Origin of the sequence: Ramlibacter sp. AN1133, assembly GCF_037890035.1 — a bacterium.
In the GTDB taxonomy this organism is placed as follows: Bacteria; Pseudomonadota; Gammaproteobacteria; order Burkholderiales; family Burkholderiaceae_C; genus Ramlibacter.
This window is the reverse complement of the sequence record NZ_JBBKTQ010000014.1, coordinates 11,861-27,745: the sequence shown is the minus strand read 5'-3', so window position 1 is coordinate 27,745 and position 15,885 is coordinate 11,861. Positions and strand designations below refer to the sequence as shown.

Here is a 15,885-nt window from a genome sequence, read left to right as displayed (position 1 = left end):
GGGGGGCTAGTAGCGCCACTGCAGCCCGAGGCTGGTGGCGCGCACGTCGCGCGCATCGCCGCCGGCGCCGCGCACGTCGTAGCTGTCGAAGCCCAGCATCGCGGAGGCGCCGCGCGAGAAATCCCAGCTCAGGCCCACGCCGTAGGTCATGCCCGTGTCGGAGCCGGGCATCGCCGCGAAGCCGCTGCCGCGCCCCAGCGTCGCCCCCACCCGCCCGTACACGCCCAGGTCGGAGAACAGGCCCGCCTTGCCCACCAGGGCGAGGCTCAGGCCCTGCGAGCGCGCCATGCGCAGCGCCGCGGCGTCCGAGGTACCCACCTGCATGCTGACAGTGCGCGGGGCGACGCGGCTGGCGTAGAGCGGCACGATGGCCGTGGTGTCGCACGCCAGGGAGAAGGGCCCGCACTGCACCGCCGGTGCGGTGCCCGCGGGCTGGAGCCCGAGCGGGCTGGCGCCGGAGCGCCATCGCAGCGTCGCATTCGACTGGGCGACGGCCGCCAGGGCGGCCGCCATGCCGAGGATCAACACCAGGCCATTGCGCTGAGACGACGACATCGCGGGCTCCCTCATGTTGTTCTTGCAGCCCCAATGTCGAACCCGGCTGAGCCATTGCGTGTCGGACAAGTCTCACAAGGCTTGTAGGAGGCCCGGCTCAGCCGTCAATCGACCTTGGCACCCGAGGCCTTCACAACTTTTTCGTATTTGGCCAGTTCGGCCTTCATGAACGAGGCGAATTCCTCCGGCGTGGTCGCCACCGGCTCCGCCATCAACGTGGCGAAGCGCGTCTTCGCTTCCGTGGAATGCAGCGCCGCCACGAAGGCCTGGTTCAGTTTCTGGATCGCGTCGCGCGGGGTGCCGGCGGGTGCGACCAAGCCCCACCAGGTGTCGATGGAGAAGCCCTTGAGGGTGTCGGCCACCGGCGGCACCTCCGGCAGGTTGGGCGAGCGCTTGAGGGTGGTGACCGCCAGCGCCTTGAGCTTGCCGGAGCGGATGTTCGGCGCGGCCGTGGCCAGGTTGTCGAAGTTGAAGTCCACCTGGCCGGACAGCAGCGCGAGCTGCGCGGGATTGCCGCCGTTGTACGGGATGTGCACGGCAAAGATGCCGGCATCGCGCTTGAACATCTCGCCGGCGAGGTGGCCGGCGCTGCCGTTGCCGCCGCTGCCGTAATTGAGCCTGCCGGGGTTGCGCTTGCCGTACGCGATCAGGTCGCGCACGGAGGCGATGCTCAGGCGCTGGGCCGTCTCGGCGTTCATGACCAGCACGTTGGGCACGCGCACCATCTGCGTGATGGCGGCGAAGTCCTTCACCGGGTCGTAGGGCATCTTCGAGAACAGCCACGGGTTGATCGCGTGCGTGGCCACCGCCGAGATGCCGATGGTGGTGCCGTCCGGCGCGGCCTTGGCGACCGCGTCGGCGCCGATGTTGCCGCCGCCGCCCGGCTTGTTGTCGATGATCACGGTGCCCAGCGTGTCCTTGACGCGCTCGGCCAGCAGCCGGGCAGTGACGTCGATCGGGCCGCCGGCCGCGTAGGGGACGATCAGGCGGATCGGGCGGGACTGCGCGTAGGCGGCAGGAAGGGCCACGGACGCCGCGGCGGCGGCGCAGGAATGGAGGAGTTCACGGCGTTTCATGCCGCCATTGTCGCAAGTGCGGTCAGGGGGGCGCCGGGAAAGCCTGACGCGCCGCATGCGTGATGTCCGACAAGCCGCATCCGGGCAGGGGCGTTGAGTAGAAACCTACTCCCGATGAAGAAAGGAAACCCCATGAAGCTCCATGCCCTCATGATCGCCGCCGCGCTGGCCCTTGCCGGCACCGCGTTCGCGCAGGCGCCGTATGGCACCGCCAAGGCCCCGGCCGACACCGGCGCGTCCGCCAGCGCCGGCACCAGGATGAGCACCGACAAGCCCGCGAAGGCGCACAGGAAGCACGTGGCCAAGGCGAAGAAGGCGCACGCGCGCCAGCACGCCAGCGCGATGCACCATGGCCACCATGACATGCACGCCCGCGCGCACATGCGTCACCACGACACCCGCGCGATGGGCGCCGGTGCGGCCCGTCACGCGACGGACCTCAACTCCGGCTCGCGCGAGGCACGCATGAACAGCGCCTACGAGGACTGGCTGCGCCTGCAGCGCCGCTGATCGGGCACCGGATTCCCGCCTGCGCGGGAGTCCCGAACGGCAAGCGGGCTCAGGCCTGCTTGCGTGCTTGTGTCTGCGGCCGCTGCGCTCGACGCCTGCCCGCGGGCAGAAGTGAGCCTGCGACGACAACAGGCGCTCGGAGCTCAGCTCTGAGGGCCATGTTTGTCAGCCTCGCTGGTGAACGAGTCGGCGTAGAACTCCTCCGGCGGCAGCTTGCAGGCGGCGGAGTAGTCCGCGCGCGCGGAGTCGACGACGATCGGCGCGCCGCAGGCATACACCTGGTGACCCGAGAGATCGGGGAAGTCCTCCATCACCGCCTTGTGCACGAAGCCCGTGCGGCCGGTCCAGTTGTCCTCGGGCAGGGCATTGGAGATCACCGGCACGTACTTCAGGTTCGGCATCTCGCCCAGGCGCTCGCGCACCCACGCGTCCATGTACAGGTCCGACGGCCGCCGACCGCCCCAGTAGAGCGTCGCCTCGCGCTGGATGCCCCTGGCCTGCATGTGCTCGATCAGCGCCTTGATGGGCGCGAAGCCCGTGCCCGAGGCCAGCAGGATCATCGGCTTGTCCGAGTCCTCGCGCAGGAAGAAGCTGCCGAAGGGGCCCTCCACGCGCAGGATCTCCTTTTCCTTCATCGCCGTGAACACGTGGTCGGTGAACTTGCCGCCCGGCATGTGCCGGATGTGCAGTTCGACGCCCGGGCCGTTGTGCGGCGCGTTGGCCATCGAGTAGCTGCGGCGGGCGCCATCGCGCAGGATGAACTCGATGTACTGGCCGGCGTGGTAGCGCAGCGTGTCGTTGGCCGGCAGCTGCAGCTTCAGCACGATCACGTCGGGCGAGACCTTCTCCAGGCTCGAGACCCGCGAAGGCATCTTGCGCACCGGGAAGGCGCTTTCGTCGGTGACCTGGCGCGACTCGAGCACCACGTCCGTCTGCGGCACGGCGCAGCAGGTGAGGATCAGTCCGCCGGCTTCCTCCTCCGCCGACAGGGCCTTGGCCTGGTGCACGCCGTGCACCACCGTGCCTTCGAGCTTCCTGCACTTGCACGACCCGCAGGCGCCGTCCTTGCAGCCATAGGGCATGCCGATGCCTTGCCGGATCGCCGCGGAAAGGATCGCCTCGCCGCCATCCACGCTGAACTGCCGCCCGCTCGGCTGGACCGTGATCTGGAAGGGCCCGGCGGGCTTCGTGGCGTCAGTCATGCTTTGGGTATCCTCGGGCTCTTGTCGGTGTGGTCTCCTTCCGATTTTGCCCTCAAACCAGAACCCCCTCGGCGCCTTGCCCGCCCGCTTTCGCCGCCAGCGCATCCTGGTGATCGGCTGCGGCGACGTCGGCCTGCGGGTCGCGCGCGCACTGCCGCGCCACGTGCGCCTGCTCGGTCTCACGTCGTCGCCCGCCCGGGCGCCGCACCTGCGGGAATGCGGGATCACGCCGCTGCAGGGGAACCTCGACGAGGCGGCGACGCTGGTGCGGCTGGCCGGACTGGCCGACCGCGTGGTGCATCTCGCGCCGCCGTCCACCGAGCCGGCGCAGCAGTGGTGGCGGGATCGCCGCACCGAGGCGCTGCTGCGCGTGCTGCGGCGGCGCAGCGTTCCCGCGGCGCTGGTGTACGCATCGACCAGCGGGGTGTACGGCGACTGTGCCGGCGCGCTGGTGAGCGAGCATCGCGCGGTGGCACCGCACACCCCGCGCGCGCAGCGGCGCGTGGATGCCGAGCGCCTGGTGCGGCATTTCGGGCGCGGCAGCGGCACGCGCGCGAGCGTGCTGCGCATTCCCGGGATCTACGCCCCTGACCGCGTCGGCGGCACGCCGCGCGAGCGGCTGGAGAAGGGCACGCCCGTGCTGGCGGCGGGGGACGACGTCTATACCAACCACATCCACGCCGACGACCTGGCGCGCGCGGTGATCGCGGCCTTGTGGCGCGGCCGGCCGCAGCGCGTCTACAACGCCAGCGACGACAGCGCGCTGAAGATGGGCGACTACTTCGACCTGGCCGCGGACCTGTACGGCCTGCCGCGGCCGCCGCGCGTGCCGCGCAGCGCGGCGCAGGAGTCCCTTCCCCTGGTGCTTCTGAGCTTCATGAGCGAGTCGCGCCGCCTGGACAACGCGCGCATGAAGAACGAGCTGCGCGTGCGGCTGCGGCACCCCACGGTGGAAAGCGGCCTGCGCGCTACTGCGACAGGCTGGCCGCGGGCACCAGCGGCAGCGCCGGGGCCGCGCGCAGGTCCTGGCAGCGCTTCATGAGCGCCTGGTGCAGCTGCAGGTGGCGCTGCGCGATCTCGTCCCCGGTCGCCGGGACCGGCTGCGTGGCCGCGAGGCGCTCCGCGCAGTTCTCGCGCCGCAGGTCCGGGCCCAGCGTGGCGAGATAGCGCTCCAGGCGCAGCAGGCTGCTGTCGGCGGCGCGCGCGTTGTAGCGATCCAGCTCCGCGTGCAGCTCGCGCCAGCGGGTGGCCGCCGGGTCGGCCGCCAGCGCGGGGCTGCCCAGGGCCAGCAGCGCCTTCGCCTGCTGCGTGAGCAGGTCCAGCCGGGTGGCGGTGCGGGCGAGCGATGGACTGGCCGCGTTCTCGCCCGCGCCGAGCGTCTGCGCCAGCGAGAAGGACTCGCCCTGCCACCAGCCGAAATCATCCGCGCGCGGTGCCTGCAGCGGCTGCTGCATCCAGTCCTCCTGCAGGTCGGCCAGGCGGCGCGTGAGTTCGCCGTCCAGCGTGGCGACCAGCTTGTCGCCCAGGGCGCTGCCGCCGGTTTCCTTCAGGACGGCCTGCAGCGCGAGCACCTGTTCGCGCTGCTGCCGGAACGCCCCGGGATCGAGGGCACCTTGGGGATCCGTCGGCAGGGCCGCCTTGAGCGTGCGGTAGGCGCGCTGGTACACCAGCTCGGAGACGCGCGCATCGATCACGCGCTGCACCGCGGGCTGGGCCTGGCGCGGGAAGGTGGGCACGATCTGAGCCACCGCGCGCTCGCGTTCCTCCGCCAGCGCGCGGGCTTCCTGCAGCACCTTGGCGAGCGAACCCGATTCGCGGGCGGCCCGCGCGGCGCGCGCCGTCTCCTCGGCCATGAACGAGGTCTTGAGCAGGGCGGCCAGCCCCTCGCGCAGCGCAGCGCGGTCGGGAGAGAGGCCGAAGCGCTTCTCGCCTTCCAGCCACACGATGCCGGGCTCGCCGCGGGTGCCGAAGGCGAGGTCGAACTGGCGGCGGAATTCGACGAAGGCCTCGCCGGACTGGTTCTCCAGTTGATGCACGACCTCCGGCCCGAGCAGCCGCGTGCGCGCGATGCGCGCCAGCACCTGCCGGTAGGCCGGCCCGAGCTGCAGCGTGCCCTGTCCCATCCAGTCGTTGTGCCCCTTGGCGAGCAGCGTGTGCTGGTCCTCCAGCAGCGCGTGCACCGCGCGATAGCGCTCCAGCGTGCGATCGAAGGCGGCGGGACGGGCCGACGGCTCGAACAGGCCCGCGCTGCGCTCGACGAGCCCCTGCTCCAGGGCGAACAGGTCGTTGGTGTTCAGCAGGCGCGCGTGCAGCGCGCTCATCGCCTTGCCCAGCGCGCAGCGGGTGGCCCATTGCAGGCGCGTCTGCATCAGCGCGGGTTGCAGCTTGACCTCGTCGCCCGAGTGGAACATGCCGACGGCGCCGGCGAGCGCGCCGGGCAGCTGCTGGTCCAGCGTATAGGCCACCAGCTTGCGCAGCTGGTCCGGCTGGCCGCCGCTGTATTGCAGCGAGAGGAAGGACTGCACCGCGTCGTCCAGGCCCTGCACCGCCCCCACGTAGTCGGCCACGGCGACGAACTCCGGCAGGTCTTCCGCCGCCACCGTGAGGCGGCGATCGAGGTTCTGCGGCACCGGCGACTGGCACTCCGCGCCCGTCTGCAATTCGCCGGAGCCGCTCACCAGCGGCACGCCGGTGAGCTTGCTGGCGCGCGCATAGAGCTCGCGGCGCATGGTTTCCACCACGATGTCCGAGAACTCGCGCTCGAGGCGATCCTGGATCTGCTCCTCCAGGTTGTCGAAGGCGCGCCAGGAACCCGGCACGAACACCGTCCAGCTCGCGTCGTGCTGCATCCGCTGCGTGGCCGACAGCAGCGCGAGCGCCTTGCGGCGGTACCACTCGGGATCCACGGCGTCGCGGGTGTGGGCGCGGGCGCGGAACTGCGCATCCGCATTGAGCTGCAGCAGCGTGCGCGAGAGCTCCTGGCGCCAGCTTCCGAGCTGGACGGCGGCGGCGATCAGGCCCACCGCCCACAGTGCGAGCAGCAGCCAGCCGAGCGTGAGCGCGGCGGCGGACGCCGACCCGAAACGGGCACGCAGCCAGGGCGCCCGCATCATCGCCCCGTGGCGCGCGTGGGGGCGGGCTGCAGCAGCTCGCGCACCGGCCAGGTCTGCCAGACCCACAGGGCTTCCGACAGCGCCAGCAGGACGAGTGCGGCCACGCACAGGCGCAGCCACTCGAGCCACCCCGCGCGGGCGGGCTGCTGCGTGGATCCAGGTACTTCCGCCGACATGACTTCCCCCCGTTTCGTGCCGATCTGCTGGCACCGCGCTGCGACCAAGGTCTGCAGTGCAGGCTCCAAGGCTAAGGACTGCTGCCCGGCGGCCTGTCAGGTTTTATCCGGAGGCGTTGTCGGACAGCGCTGGCAGATACTCGGTCAGATGCCGGCCGGCCGCTGCATGGTCTTCATGCGGTCGATCGTCTTGACGGGGACCTGCCGGATCTGCGTTCCCTGCAGCACCGTCAACGTGACCTCGCCCTCGGCATCCGGGCGCGACCACAGTTTCTTGTAGAAGCCTTCCAGCGTGCTGACCTGCTCGCCGTCGATGGCGAGCACGATGTCGCCGGCCGCCAGGCCCGCGGCGAAGGCGGGGCTGTCCTGGTTCACGCGGACGATCTGCACGCGTCCGCCCTGTTCGCTGGAATTGATCCCGAGCCAGGGCCGGTGGCTGCTGCGGGTGCTGCCGGTGGCCTGCAGTTCCGCGAGGATCGGCTTGAGCAGGTCCACCGGCACGAACATGTTGCCGGGCATGCGGTGGCTGTCGCCGAGCGCGTCGCCCACGAACAGGCTGCCGATCCCGAGCAGCTCGCCGCGCTGGTTGAAGAGGCCGGCGCCGCTGTGGTTGCCCACCGGCGGGCTGGTGAAGAGGGCGGTCTCGATGTGGTATTCCCAGTAGCCCGAGAACGGCCGGGTGCTGACCAGTTGCGTGACGGCGATACCGCCGTCGTCGCCGCCGACTGCCGCCATCAGCATCGAGCTCGCCTCCGTGCCGCTGGCGCTGCCCAGGGGAGCGGGCTTCACGGGCAGCGGCAGCAGCGGCCGCACCAGCCCGAAGCCGGTCGCCACGTCGTAGGCCACCGCGCGCGCGGGCAGCACCCGGTGGTCCTGCGTGGTGACCTGGATGCTGTCCGCTTCGAGAATGAGGTAGCCGATGGTGAGGATGAGGCCCTCCGGCCCGATCACCACGCCGGAGCCGCTGCGGCGGCGGCCCAGCGTCTCCGCGGAGCGCGCCCCCTCGGTCGCCGTGACCTGCACGCCGACCACCGCATCCACCGCCCGCGTGAGCGCGTCGATCGCGTCCTGCTGGCTCGCCGCGGGGGCGGCGGCCTGCGCCAAGGGAGCCCAGAAGGAGAGCAGGAAGAGGCAGCGCAGCACGGCGCGCAGGAGGCGGGAGCGGGTCATCGCGATCCCCCGAAGTAGGCCCCTCAGGATGCGTCAAAAGCGCAAGGCGTGCAACCCGCCCCCGGTCGCCTGCCTTTGCGGCAATGCCTCCTTGTTTTGCATAATTCGCCGCACCGAATTAAAAAGGGAAATCGTCGTGGCGACTTATCTGGAACTGAAGGAACAGGCCGAAAAACTGCTGGCGGAAGCCGAACGCATGCGCGAGCAGGAAATCGGGGAGGCGATCGCCGATATCAAAAGGAAAATCGAGCTTTACGGATTGACGGCCGCCGATCTCGGCCTGGCGAAGAATTCCGGTGGCCCCGGCATGTCGCGGGCCAAACCCGCCAAGGCAGCGGCGAAATACCGCGGCCCGAATGGCGAAGCCTGGTCCGGCGGGCGCGGGCGCAAGCCCCAATGGGTGGTGCAGGCGCTCAAGGACGGGCGCAGCCTGGAGGAATTCGCCGTCAAGAACGGACGCTGAAGCCCACCGTCAGGAACGGCCGCTGAAGACAGGCGGGGCGCGGCGCGCCCTAAAACGAAACCGGGGCGCCGCGCGCCCCGGAATATCCCGTGCGGGAAATTTCAGGTCGGGGCGTCCGCGGCGGCATCCTGCTCGGGTGCCAGCTCCTGCTCCTGCCGCGTGGCGATCGACGCGACGCGCCGGTAGAACAGGTGATAGGCGAGGAAGCAGCCCGCCAGGCAGGGCACCAGCACGTCCGGCCGGCCGGGGAAGAAGATCGCGGGAATCACCGGCACCACCGCGCACACCCACATCAGCACCGAGACGGCGGCATTGCGCAGGTTCGGGTGCAGGTGGAGCAGCCGGGGCTGCACGATGTGCGTGGCCACCAGGCTGTGGAGGTGGTTGCGGTCCGCCTCGCCGGGGGAACGGCGCTGCTGGCGGCGGCGGATGATGCTGTAGACGACTTCCACCGTCGGATAGGCGCAGAGCAGCACGCTCGCCCAGGGCGACACCTGCGCGTTGCGCGCGAACAGTTCCACCGACAGCCAGGCGAGCGTGAAGCCGGAGAAGTAGGCGCCGCCGTCGCCCAGGAACAGGCGGCCCCAGGGGAAGTTCACCAGCCAGAAGCCCGCCACGGCGACGGCAACCACCACGGCCACGGTCGCCAGGGGCACGTCCCCCACCGAAAAGGCGATGGCCGCGAGCGAGAGCAGGGAGATGATCATCGTCCCGCTCGCCAGGCCGTGGAAGCCGTCGATGATGTTGATCGCGTTGGCGATGCCGCCCACGCAGAAGGCGGTGAAGAGCACGGCGACGGGCCAGTACGCCAGCACGGAGTCGAGCCAGGGGACATCGACGCGGGTGATCCCGACGCCCGTCCACGCCGCGGCGAGGCCGCCGCTGGCCATGGTCACGAGCAGGCGGGTGCGCACGCTGACGCGCTTGGTGACATCTTCCAGCAGCCCGATCAGCAGCGCCGGCATGCCAGCGAGCAGGACGCCCGCCAGCAGCTTGCCCTCGGCGACGCCGGGCAGCAGCAGCCAAGTCGCGGTGATCGCGACGTAGATGGCGATGCCGCCCACGCGCGGCGTGGGATCGAGATGGAACTTCTGGACCGCGCCGGGCAGGTCCATCGTCAGGTGGCCGTGCTTGTGCGCGCTGAGGACCAGGGCCTGGGCGATCAAGAACGACACTAGCAACGTTACCGTGATGGCCACGGGCGAACTCAGGGAGAGCACCACGAAATCCTCTTCATCGTTGTCAGGGCTCGAGCGCCCACATCCCCGCCACAGTTACAACAAAATGTGACAGAGGGTCGCACTTTATTTCAGACAACCGCCGGTGGCAAGTCGCCCATATGGTGTACGTGCAACGGCCGCGCGACCTTGACAGGCAACAAGTTCGTTTCGGGAGCTGGCGCCGCCTGTCGCAACACAATGGACGTCCTACTTGCCGGAGGCGTAGGTGTACTGGCGGTACCGGTAGCCGCCGTACCGGTAGGCATAGCTGCCGTAATGCCGGCGGCTCAGGTCCAGCGCATTCAGGAGCACCCCGGTGACCGCCTTGCCGGCGTGCGCCAGGCGCTTCGCACATTCGTGGATTTCGCCCATCTGCGTTTCTCCGGCGCGCGCCACGAGCAGGAGGGTTCCCGCCTGGGCCGCGATCGCGGGAGTGTCCGCGGCAACGAGCACCGGAGGTGTATCCACGATCACGTAATCGTAATGGCTGGAGAAGTGCTGAAGGTGCGCCGCCAGCGCACCGCTCATCATCAGCTCCGCCGGGTTCGGCGGTAGCACGCCCGTCGTGATCAGGTCGAGGTTGGGCAGCACGTTGCGGCGGACGACGTCGTTCACCTGCAGGGTGCCGATGACCAGTTCGGACAGGCCGCGCTGGCGCGGCACGTTGAAGTACTGGTTCAGGTGGCCCTTGCGCAGGTCGGCGTCGACCAGCAGCACGCGCTTGCCGGCGCTCGCCAGCACCGCGGCGAAGTTGCACGACACGAAGCTCTTGCCGACGCTGGGCGTGGCGCCCGTGATCAGGATCCGGTTGGAACTCGCGTCCAGCATCGCGAACTGCAGCGCGGTGCGCAGGCTGCGAAGGCTTTCCACGGCCGGGTCGTCCGGCAGCGTGGCCGCGAGCACGTGAACCCCCGACTGCTTGTCCGCCGTCTTGCGCCCCAGTTCGGACTGTGTCGGGCTCAGCGGAATGGTGGCGTACACGTTCAGGTTCGCTTCGGCCTCGATCTCCTGGGCGCTGCGGATGCCGCGGAAGAAGGCATTGCGGGCGAGCGCGAGCATCGCGCCGCCGATCAGGCCGATGATGGTCGCGACGCCGACGATCGCGGAGCGGTTCGGCCCCACCGGATACTCCGGCTTCGTCGCCTGGTCGATCACGCGCACGTTGCCGATCTTGCCTTCCCGCACCAGTTGCAGCTGCAAGGCGCTGTTCCTCAGCTGCTGGTAGAGTTCGTTGGTCACCTTCACGTCACGTTCGAGGCGCAAGGCATCGAGCTGCACCGTCGGCATCTTGCGGATGGACGAATTGACGCGTCCCAGCTCGTCGCTCCAGGCGCGGATCTGCGAGTCCAGCATCTTGATGGCCGGGTGTTCCGGAGTGAAGCGGGTGGTCAACTCGCGCCGCTTCTGTTCCGCCTCGAACATCTTGCCCTGCAGTTCCACCGTGCGCGACAGCATCATCTTCGCCTCGTCGTCGAGGGAGACGGATCCTTGCTGGTTGCGGTACTTGGTGTACGAATCCTCCGCCTGCACCAGCTGTCTCTTGAACTGGGGCAACTGCACGTCGAGGAAGGCCAGGGTCTTTTCGGCCTCGGCGGCCTTGCGCTCGACGTTCTGCCGCACGTACTGCTTGCCGATCTCGTTGAGGACGAAGACGAGCTGGTCGGGGTCGGAGCTGCGCAGCGTCGTGTCGACGATGCCCGACTGTCTGCCCTTTTCGCTCAGCTTCAGGGTGCGCTGCAGGTCCTCGATGGCCGACAGGCGCGAGCGCCGCACGAGGTTGAAGTCTGCACCAGGATTGGCCTGCATCGCGCTCACGGTGAGCTCGATGCCGCCCAGGGGGGTGTCCGCGCGCATGGGCGCACCGACGCGCCCGCGCAGGGGGGCGGCAAGACGCGGGTGCGTCAGCGTGTATTCGCCATTGCCCTGCGCGGTGACGCGGAACACGCTGCCTTCGAGCTCCTGCGGCACGCTGAACGCCGGCACGGCGATCGATTCGCGGCCGGTGACGTACCCCGGGAAGCCGAAGAAGCCCGGCGTGGAGAGGCCCTTGGCATTGCGCGCCATGGCGGCGCCCACGACCGGCAGGTAGCGCGGCTGCGCGCTGATATACAGGCGCGCACTGTCCACGGCCTGGCCGATGACGAGGCGCGAGCGCAGGATCTCCATCTCCGCCGATGTCGCGGTCTTCACGTCCACCAGCCCCGCGGCTTCGCCGATCAGGCCCTTGGCGTTGCCGGCGTTGTCCTCCACCTGCACCAGCAGGTTGGCCTCATAGATCGGGCGCGCCAGGAAGGCATACGTGCCGCCCAGCGCCACCGCGATCGCTGCCACCGCCGCGACCAGCCAGCGGTTGTCGATGATGATGTCCCAGTATTCCACCAGGTTGATTCCGCTCTCGTCGTCGTGCGGCGGGACGTTCGCGGGCATCAGCGTCGTCTGCAGGGGATGGGGAGCGTTCATGGTCTAGCAATCAGAGTCTTTGGATGCGTTGCACCCAGGAGGTCACGCCTTCGTCGATGAGCTTCAGGGCGTGGCGGAAAGCCGTCTCCGGCTGCCGGTACGGGTCGGGGATGTCGCGATCGGCGTGTTCCGCCAGGCGGAAGACGCGGCCGCAGGTTTCCGGGTAGATGGATTCGAGCTGGCGGCGCTGTTCGCGGCTCATCACGAGCACCACGTCGGCCGCCATGCACATCCTGCGCGTGATCTGGACCGCGCGATGATCGCCGATTTCGATGCCGCGCTGGCGCAACAGGCGCACGGCGATCTCGTCGGCCGGAGCCCCTATGAGCGCATCCAGCCCTGCGGAGTCGATTTTCCAGCCTGGAAGTTGCGCGGCCAGCACGCCCTGTGCCATCGGGCTGCGGCACACGTTGCCGACGCAAACGACCAGGACGTTCTTCATGGATTCACGAGGGAGCGACCGGTGCTGACCGCCTGCGCGCTGGGGAGGATCAGGCTGATGATGCGGTTCCATTGCACCAGCGGCACCGAGTCGACGTAGACCACGTCGCGCGGCAGCAGGAAGAAATTGTCCGCCAGCGCGAGGGCGCTGGGACTGCTGGCGTTCAGGTGGAACAGCGCTGGTGCTTCCTGGCCGACGTTGCGAATCACGTAGATCTGTCCCGTGTTGGCAGTGCCCAGGTTGGGCCCCCCCACCTCGGCGATGGCCTCGTTGAGGGTCATGCGGCCATTGCGCATCGGCAAGGAGGCCGGCCGCGTGATCTCTCCCATCACGAACACCTTGTTGTCCTCGCGGCTGCGCACCGTGACCAGGTCGCCCGGCTGCAGCAGGATGCGGCTCGGGTTCACGCCGAGATCCTGCAGGCGCATCAGGTCGATGGTGGTCGTGACATCGTTGCGCGTCAAGGTGACGAAGGAGCGGTCCCCGGTGGGGGTGATGCCGCCGGCGCGGTTGATCGCCTCGCTGAGCGTCATCGGCACGTCGGTGAAGATCTGCGTACCCGGGTTGCGGACCTCGCCCTCGACGTAGGCACGGCGGCTGCGGAAGGCGGCGATGCGCACGGTGACCTGCGGATCCTTGATGACGGTGCGGATGCGGGACTCGATCAGTTCGGCGGCCTGCGCCTCCGTGAGCCCGCCCACCTTCACGCGTCGCGCATAAGGGTAGTAGATGAACCCCTGGTCGTCGACGATGAAGCCCGGCGCGCCGCTGATCCCGGTGGGGTCGCCCCCTTGCGTGATCACGGCACTGCCCTGGGGCTGGAGTTCGGGGTGGTCGTAGACGACGATGCTGATGATGTCGCTCGGGCCGATCGTGTACGGCGCGGGCTGCGCGAAGAGGCGCTGCACCTCCTGCGGGATGTCGCGACGCACGCTGGCACGCTGTGCCTGGATCAAGGCGGGCGTGATCGGGGTGATCACGCCCTGCGGCGGGGCGTTGGGGTCGGCGGGCGTCGTCTGGCCCAGGGTGATGCTCGAACGCAGCTTGGGATCCGCGAAGTCGAACCCGGGGGCGGTCACCACCGCGCAGCCATGCAGCGCCAGCACCGCGACGGAAGAAAACCAGCACAAAACCGAACGAAGCCGCACGATGCCCATATTCTTTCTTGTCGTAGGGAACCTGAAACTGTAACTGACAGGATCGCTCCCGCTGCCGGGAGTTAAGCGTTCGTGGTTACAGAAATGTGGAAAGCTGCGCAGTTCGTCCTTCATCTTGCAGCATCCCGGAGCCGACCGAGGTTGTCCTCGAAGTAAAGCAGACTTGCGCGATCGGAGTTGTAAACCGCGTCGAGCGAGGGTGCGGGTGGCAGTGCCCCCTGCCCGAACACGACGGGATTGCTCCCGGAACCGACCACGGTCTGGACGGTGTGCGAAAAGCGTGGCGTGCCCGTCACCTGGAATATGGAAGGCTGCATGTCCCGGCGCGGCCCGATCGGCACCGAGAATTCCAGCCCGGCCGCCGTGCGCGCGCCGCGGTCCGAGAACCGCGTGCGGCGCAGGAAGACCTGCACCGAAACGTCGCCGAACCATTGCCGCATCCCGATCTGCAACCCGCCATCGTTGTTCATGAAGCGGCCGCCGGTGGCTTCGAGGTACGTGCGGGTCGCGGTCACGTCATACCGATAGGAAAGTAGTAGCGGGGTGGCGTTGCGCGGCTCGCCCGGAACGAGGCCGAACTTGCTGTTGTGGAGGACGCCGCCCTGTGCCGTGACGCGATGGCGGCCTTCGCCCGGCTCCCACCGCAGGGAACCGTACAAGCCGTCGAAGTGGTGGCCGATGCGGCCGACCGTCCCTTGCGCGCTGACCGCCGCCAATCCCCGGTTGCGCACCACGGCTTCATCCGCAGGGCCCAGCAGGGGCGTCATGTTCAGCCGGACGGTCTGGGTGATGGCCAGCCGCTCCGTCCCCGACAGCACGCGGCGGCGTTCGAGGATGCCGCCCGGGCCGTAGTCGTCGGAGTGCGCGACCTCGCCCTGCACCCGCCAGTCCGCGGTGGCACCTGCCCAGAGCGGCTGCGAAAAGCCGACGTTCACTCCCGCCGAGTAGTCCAAGGCACCGACCTCTGTGCCCAGGTTCGTCCGCAGCACGGGCGAGAGCTGCACCCGCGTCGTCTTCCAGCTCGGTTGCAGCCCGCGGACGATCCAGGTCGCACCCTCCTGCACGGCGTCGAGCGACAAGGTGCCCGGCGTCGACAGTTCGCCTCCCGCGCAGCTGCTGGCCGGCTGCTCGATCCATTGGCGCAGGCAGTCCGCCTGGCCGGTGACAGCGACGATCGGAATCTGCCGCTGAGTGAGCACCAGGCGATAGAGCGCGCGACGCTGCCCCAGCGTGCGCGCCGTCGCCCCGAGCGCGGCGCCCAGTGCGTCGACGGTGTTCCAGTTGTAGGTCGCGTTGTTCGCGCGCGCGGCGACCGAGCCATCCGGCATGCGGCCGACCCAGATGTCCTCCAACCCGCGCGACTGCAGCTCGCGCGCGAGGGCGTCGAGTTCGGCGTCGGTGACCGGGCCCGCTGAAACGATCGCGGGTGCGGGTGCGGGTGCGGGTGCGGGTGCAGGCGCAGCGGCTTGCGGCGCGGTTGCGCGCATCGCGTCCGGGGCCGCAGGGGCCAGGTCCGGCGAGGCGCCTTGCGCGACAGGTGCCGCCGTCCGGACCGCGGGCACCTTGTAAAGGGGAATCGTGATGCCGGCGGAGAACCACGAGCGGTCTGTGATGTTCGTGCTCGTCAGTCGCATGTTGGCGCCGACGTGTGCAGACCAGCCCCCGGGCAACCACGATGAAGGCGCAAACAGCCGCACTCCTGCCCAGGCGTTGCCGTCGGTGTATTCGACGTGTCCCCGCACCCAGGAGACGGGCTGCCACGCCGCGCTGCCGAACACGCCGTCGAGCGGTGACCTGTGCGTGCCCGCGGCACGGTTGCCCCGGCGGGCGAAGCCGCCGCTGAATTCATACGCGTCGCGCGTGTACGTGAGGACTCCGTAATAGGAGCGGAAGTTGGTCGCGGCGCCGCCGAAGTCCGACACCCCTGCCGCCAGATGGAAGCGGTTGTCCGGCCCGAGCCCGATCCCCAACTTGGCGGAAGCCGAAAGGTCTCGTATCCCACAAGGATCGAGAAAGCAATTGGTGTGCAGCGTGTTCGCCGCGAGCCGGCCGGTGACTTCGAGATTGGGCAGGAGCCCGAAACCAGCGACGTAGTTATGTCCGGAAGGGTCGACCGCCCCGGGCAGCTGGCGATCGTAGGTGAATCCGAACTGGCCCCATCCGAGCAGGCGCGCGTTCGGCGTCACTGCGAGGCCGGTGAATCCTCCGGTGGCGAGGTTGGTTTCCACCGCGCACGCTGTGGAAGAAAGCAACGCGGCAGCAGCCGCAAGTGCATGGGGCAGGAGATGCTTCATAGGGGGCGCGCCATCTTAACCGCCCGGCTGGAACTCGCGTTTCATCC

Annotated in this window: 14 protein-coding genes; 3 read left to right on the top strand and 11 right to left on the bottom strand. The window is 69.2% G+C overall.

What is annotated here, in order from left to right; all coding sequences use genetic code 11:
• Positions 1-6: 6 nt before the first annotated feature.
• Complete coding sequence (locus WG923_RS18915; protein ID WP_340352544.1) at positions 7-555, bottom strand: outer membrane beta-barrel protein; 549 nt, start codon at positions 553-555, stop codon at positions 7-9.
• A 104-nt stretch (positions 556-659) separates the two neighbouring features.
• Positions 660-1,631, bottom strand: a complete 972-nt coding sequence (locus WG923_RS18910; RefSeq protein WP_340352543.1) for a Bug family tripartite tricarboxylate transporter substrate binding protein — start codon at positions 1,629-1,631, stop codon at positions 660-662.
• Between the two features lie 132 nt (positions 1,632-1,763).
• Between WG923_RS18910 and WG923_RS18905 the strand changes: the two genes are divergently transcribed.
• Positions 1,764-2,141 (top strand): hypothetical protein, encoded by a 378-nt coding sequence (locus tag WG923_RS18905; protein ID WP_340352542.1) that lies wholly within the window; start codon positions 1,764-1,766, stop codon positions 2,139-2,141.
• Between the two features lie 143 nt (positions 2,142-2,284).
• On the opposite strand, the gene WG923_RS18900 is transcribed toward WG923_RS18905, so the two are convergent.
• Entirely contained in the window at positions 2,285-3,343 is a 1,059-nt protein-coding gene (locus WG923_RS18900; protein ID WP_340352541.1) for a CDP-6-deoxy-delta-3,4-glucoseen reductase, read from the bottom strand.
• Positions 3,344-3,389: 46 nt separating this feature from the next.
• On the opposite strand from WG923_RS18900, the gene WG923_RS18895 reads away from it, so the two are divergent.
• Entirely contained in the window at positions 3,390-4,385 is a 996-nt protein-coding gene (locus tag WG923_RS18895; RefSeq protein ID WP_340352540.1) for an SDR family oxidoreductase, read from the top strand.
• Here WG923_RS18895 and WG923_RS18890 read toward each other — a convergent pair.
• The 3 genes from WG923_RS18890 to WG923_RS18880 all read right to left on the bottom strand — a co-directional run bounded on the left by WG923_RS18890 (position 4,312) and on the right by WG923_RS18880 (position 7,802).
• A complete protein-coding gene (locus tag WG923_RS18890) occupies positions 4,312-6,456 on the bottom strand; it encodes a hypothetical protein (RefSeq protein WP_340352539.1) in 2,145 nt (714 codons plus the stop codon). The two genes, WG923_RS18895 and WG923_RS18890, sit on opposite strands and share 74 nt — an antisense overlap.
• Positions 6,453-6,632 carry a hypothetical protein gene (locus WG923_RS18885; protein WP_340352538.1) on the bottom strand — a complete coding sequence of 60 codons (180 nt, stop codon included), beginning with the start codon at positions 6,630-6,632 and terminating at the stop codon, positions 6,453-6,455. The genes WG923_RS18890 and WG923_RS18885 overlap by 4 nt, the downstream gene beginning before the upstream one ends.
• Positions 6,633-6,776: 144 nt before the next feature.
• A complete protein-coding gene (locus tag WG923_RS18880; RefSeq protein WP_340352537.1) occupies positions 6,777-7,802 on the bottom strand; it encodes a S1C family serine protease in 1,026 nt (341 codons plus the stop codon).
• 136 nt (positions 7,803-7,938) lie between these two features.
• Here WG923_RS18880 and WG923_RS18875 point away from each other — a divergent pair, with 136 nt between their 5' ends.
• Positions 7,939-8,265 carry an H-NS histone family protein gene (locus WG923_RS18875; protein ID WP_340352536.1) on the top strand — a complete coding sequence of 109 codons (327 nt, stop codon included), beginning with the start codon at positions 7,939-7,941 and terminating at the stop codon, positions 8,263-8,265.
• A 101-nt stretch (positions 8,266-8,366) separates the two neighbouring features.
• Here WG923_RS18875 and WG923_RS18870 read toward each other — a convergent pair whose 3' ends face one another.
• The 5 genes from WG923_RS18870 to WG923_RS18850 all read right to left on the bottom strand — a co-directional run bounded on the left by WG923_RS18870 (position 8,367) and on the right by WG923_RS18850 (position 15,838).
• Complete coding sequence (locus tag WG923_RS18870; RefSeq protein WP_340352535.1) at positions 8,367-9,485, bottom strand: MraY family glycosyltransferase; 1,119 nt, start codon at positions 9,483-9,485, stop codon at positions 8,367-8,369.
• 207 nt (positions 9,486-9,692) lie between these two features.
• The gene (locus WG923_RS18865) at positions 9,693-11,945 is read right to left on the bottom strand and encodes a polysaccharide biosynthesis tyrosine autokinase (RefSeq protein ID WP_340352534.1); all 2,253 of its coding nucleotides are present in this window, start codon (positions 11,943-11,945) and stop codon (positions 9,693-9,695) included.
• 10 nt (positions 11,946-11,955) lie between these two features.
• Positions 11,956-12,387 (bottom strand): low molecular weight protein-tyrosine-phosphatase, encoded by a 432-nt coding sequence (locus WG923_RS18860; protein WP_340352533.1) that lies wholly within the window; start codon positions 12,385-12,387, stop codon positions 11,956-11,958.
• Entirely contained in the window at positions 12,384-13,544 is a 1,161-nt protein-coding gene (locus WG923_RS18855) for a polysaccharide biosynthesis/export family protein (protein ID WP_445322947.1), read from the bottom strand. The genes WG923_RS18860 and WG923_RS18855 overlap by 4 nt, the downstream gene beginning before the upstream one ends.
• A 110-nt stretch (positions 13,545-13,654) precedes the next feature.
• Positions 13,655-15,838, bottom strand: a complete 2,184-nt coding sequence (locus WG923_RS18850) for a YjbH domain-containing protein (RefSeq protein WP_340352531.1) — start codon at positions 15,836-15,838, stop codon at positions 13,655-13,657.
• Positions 15,839-15,885: the final 47 nt, after the last annotated feature.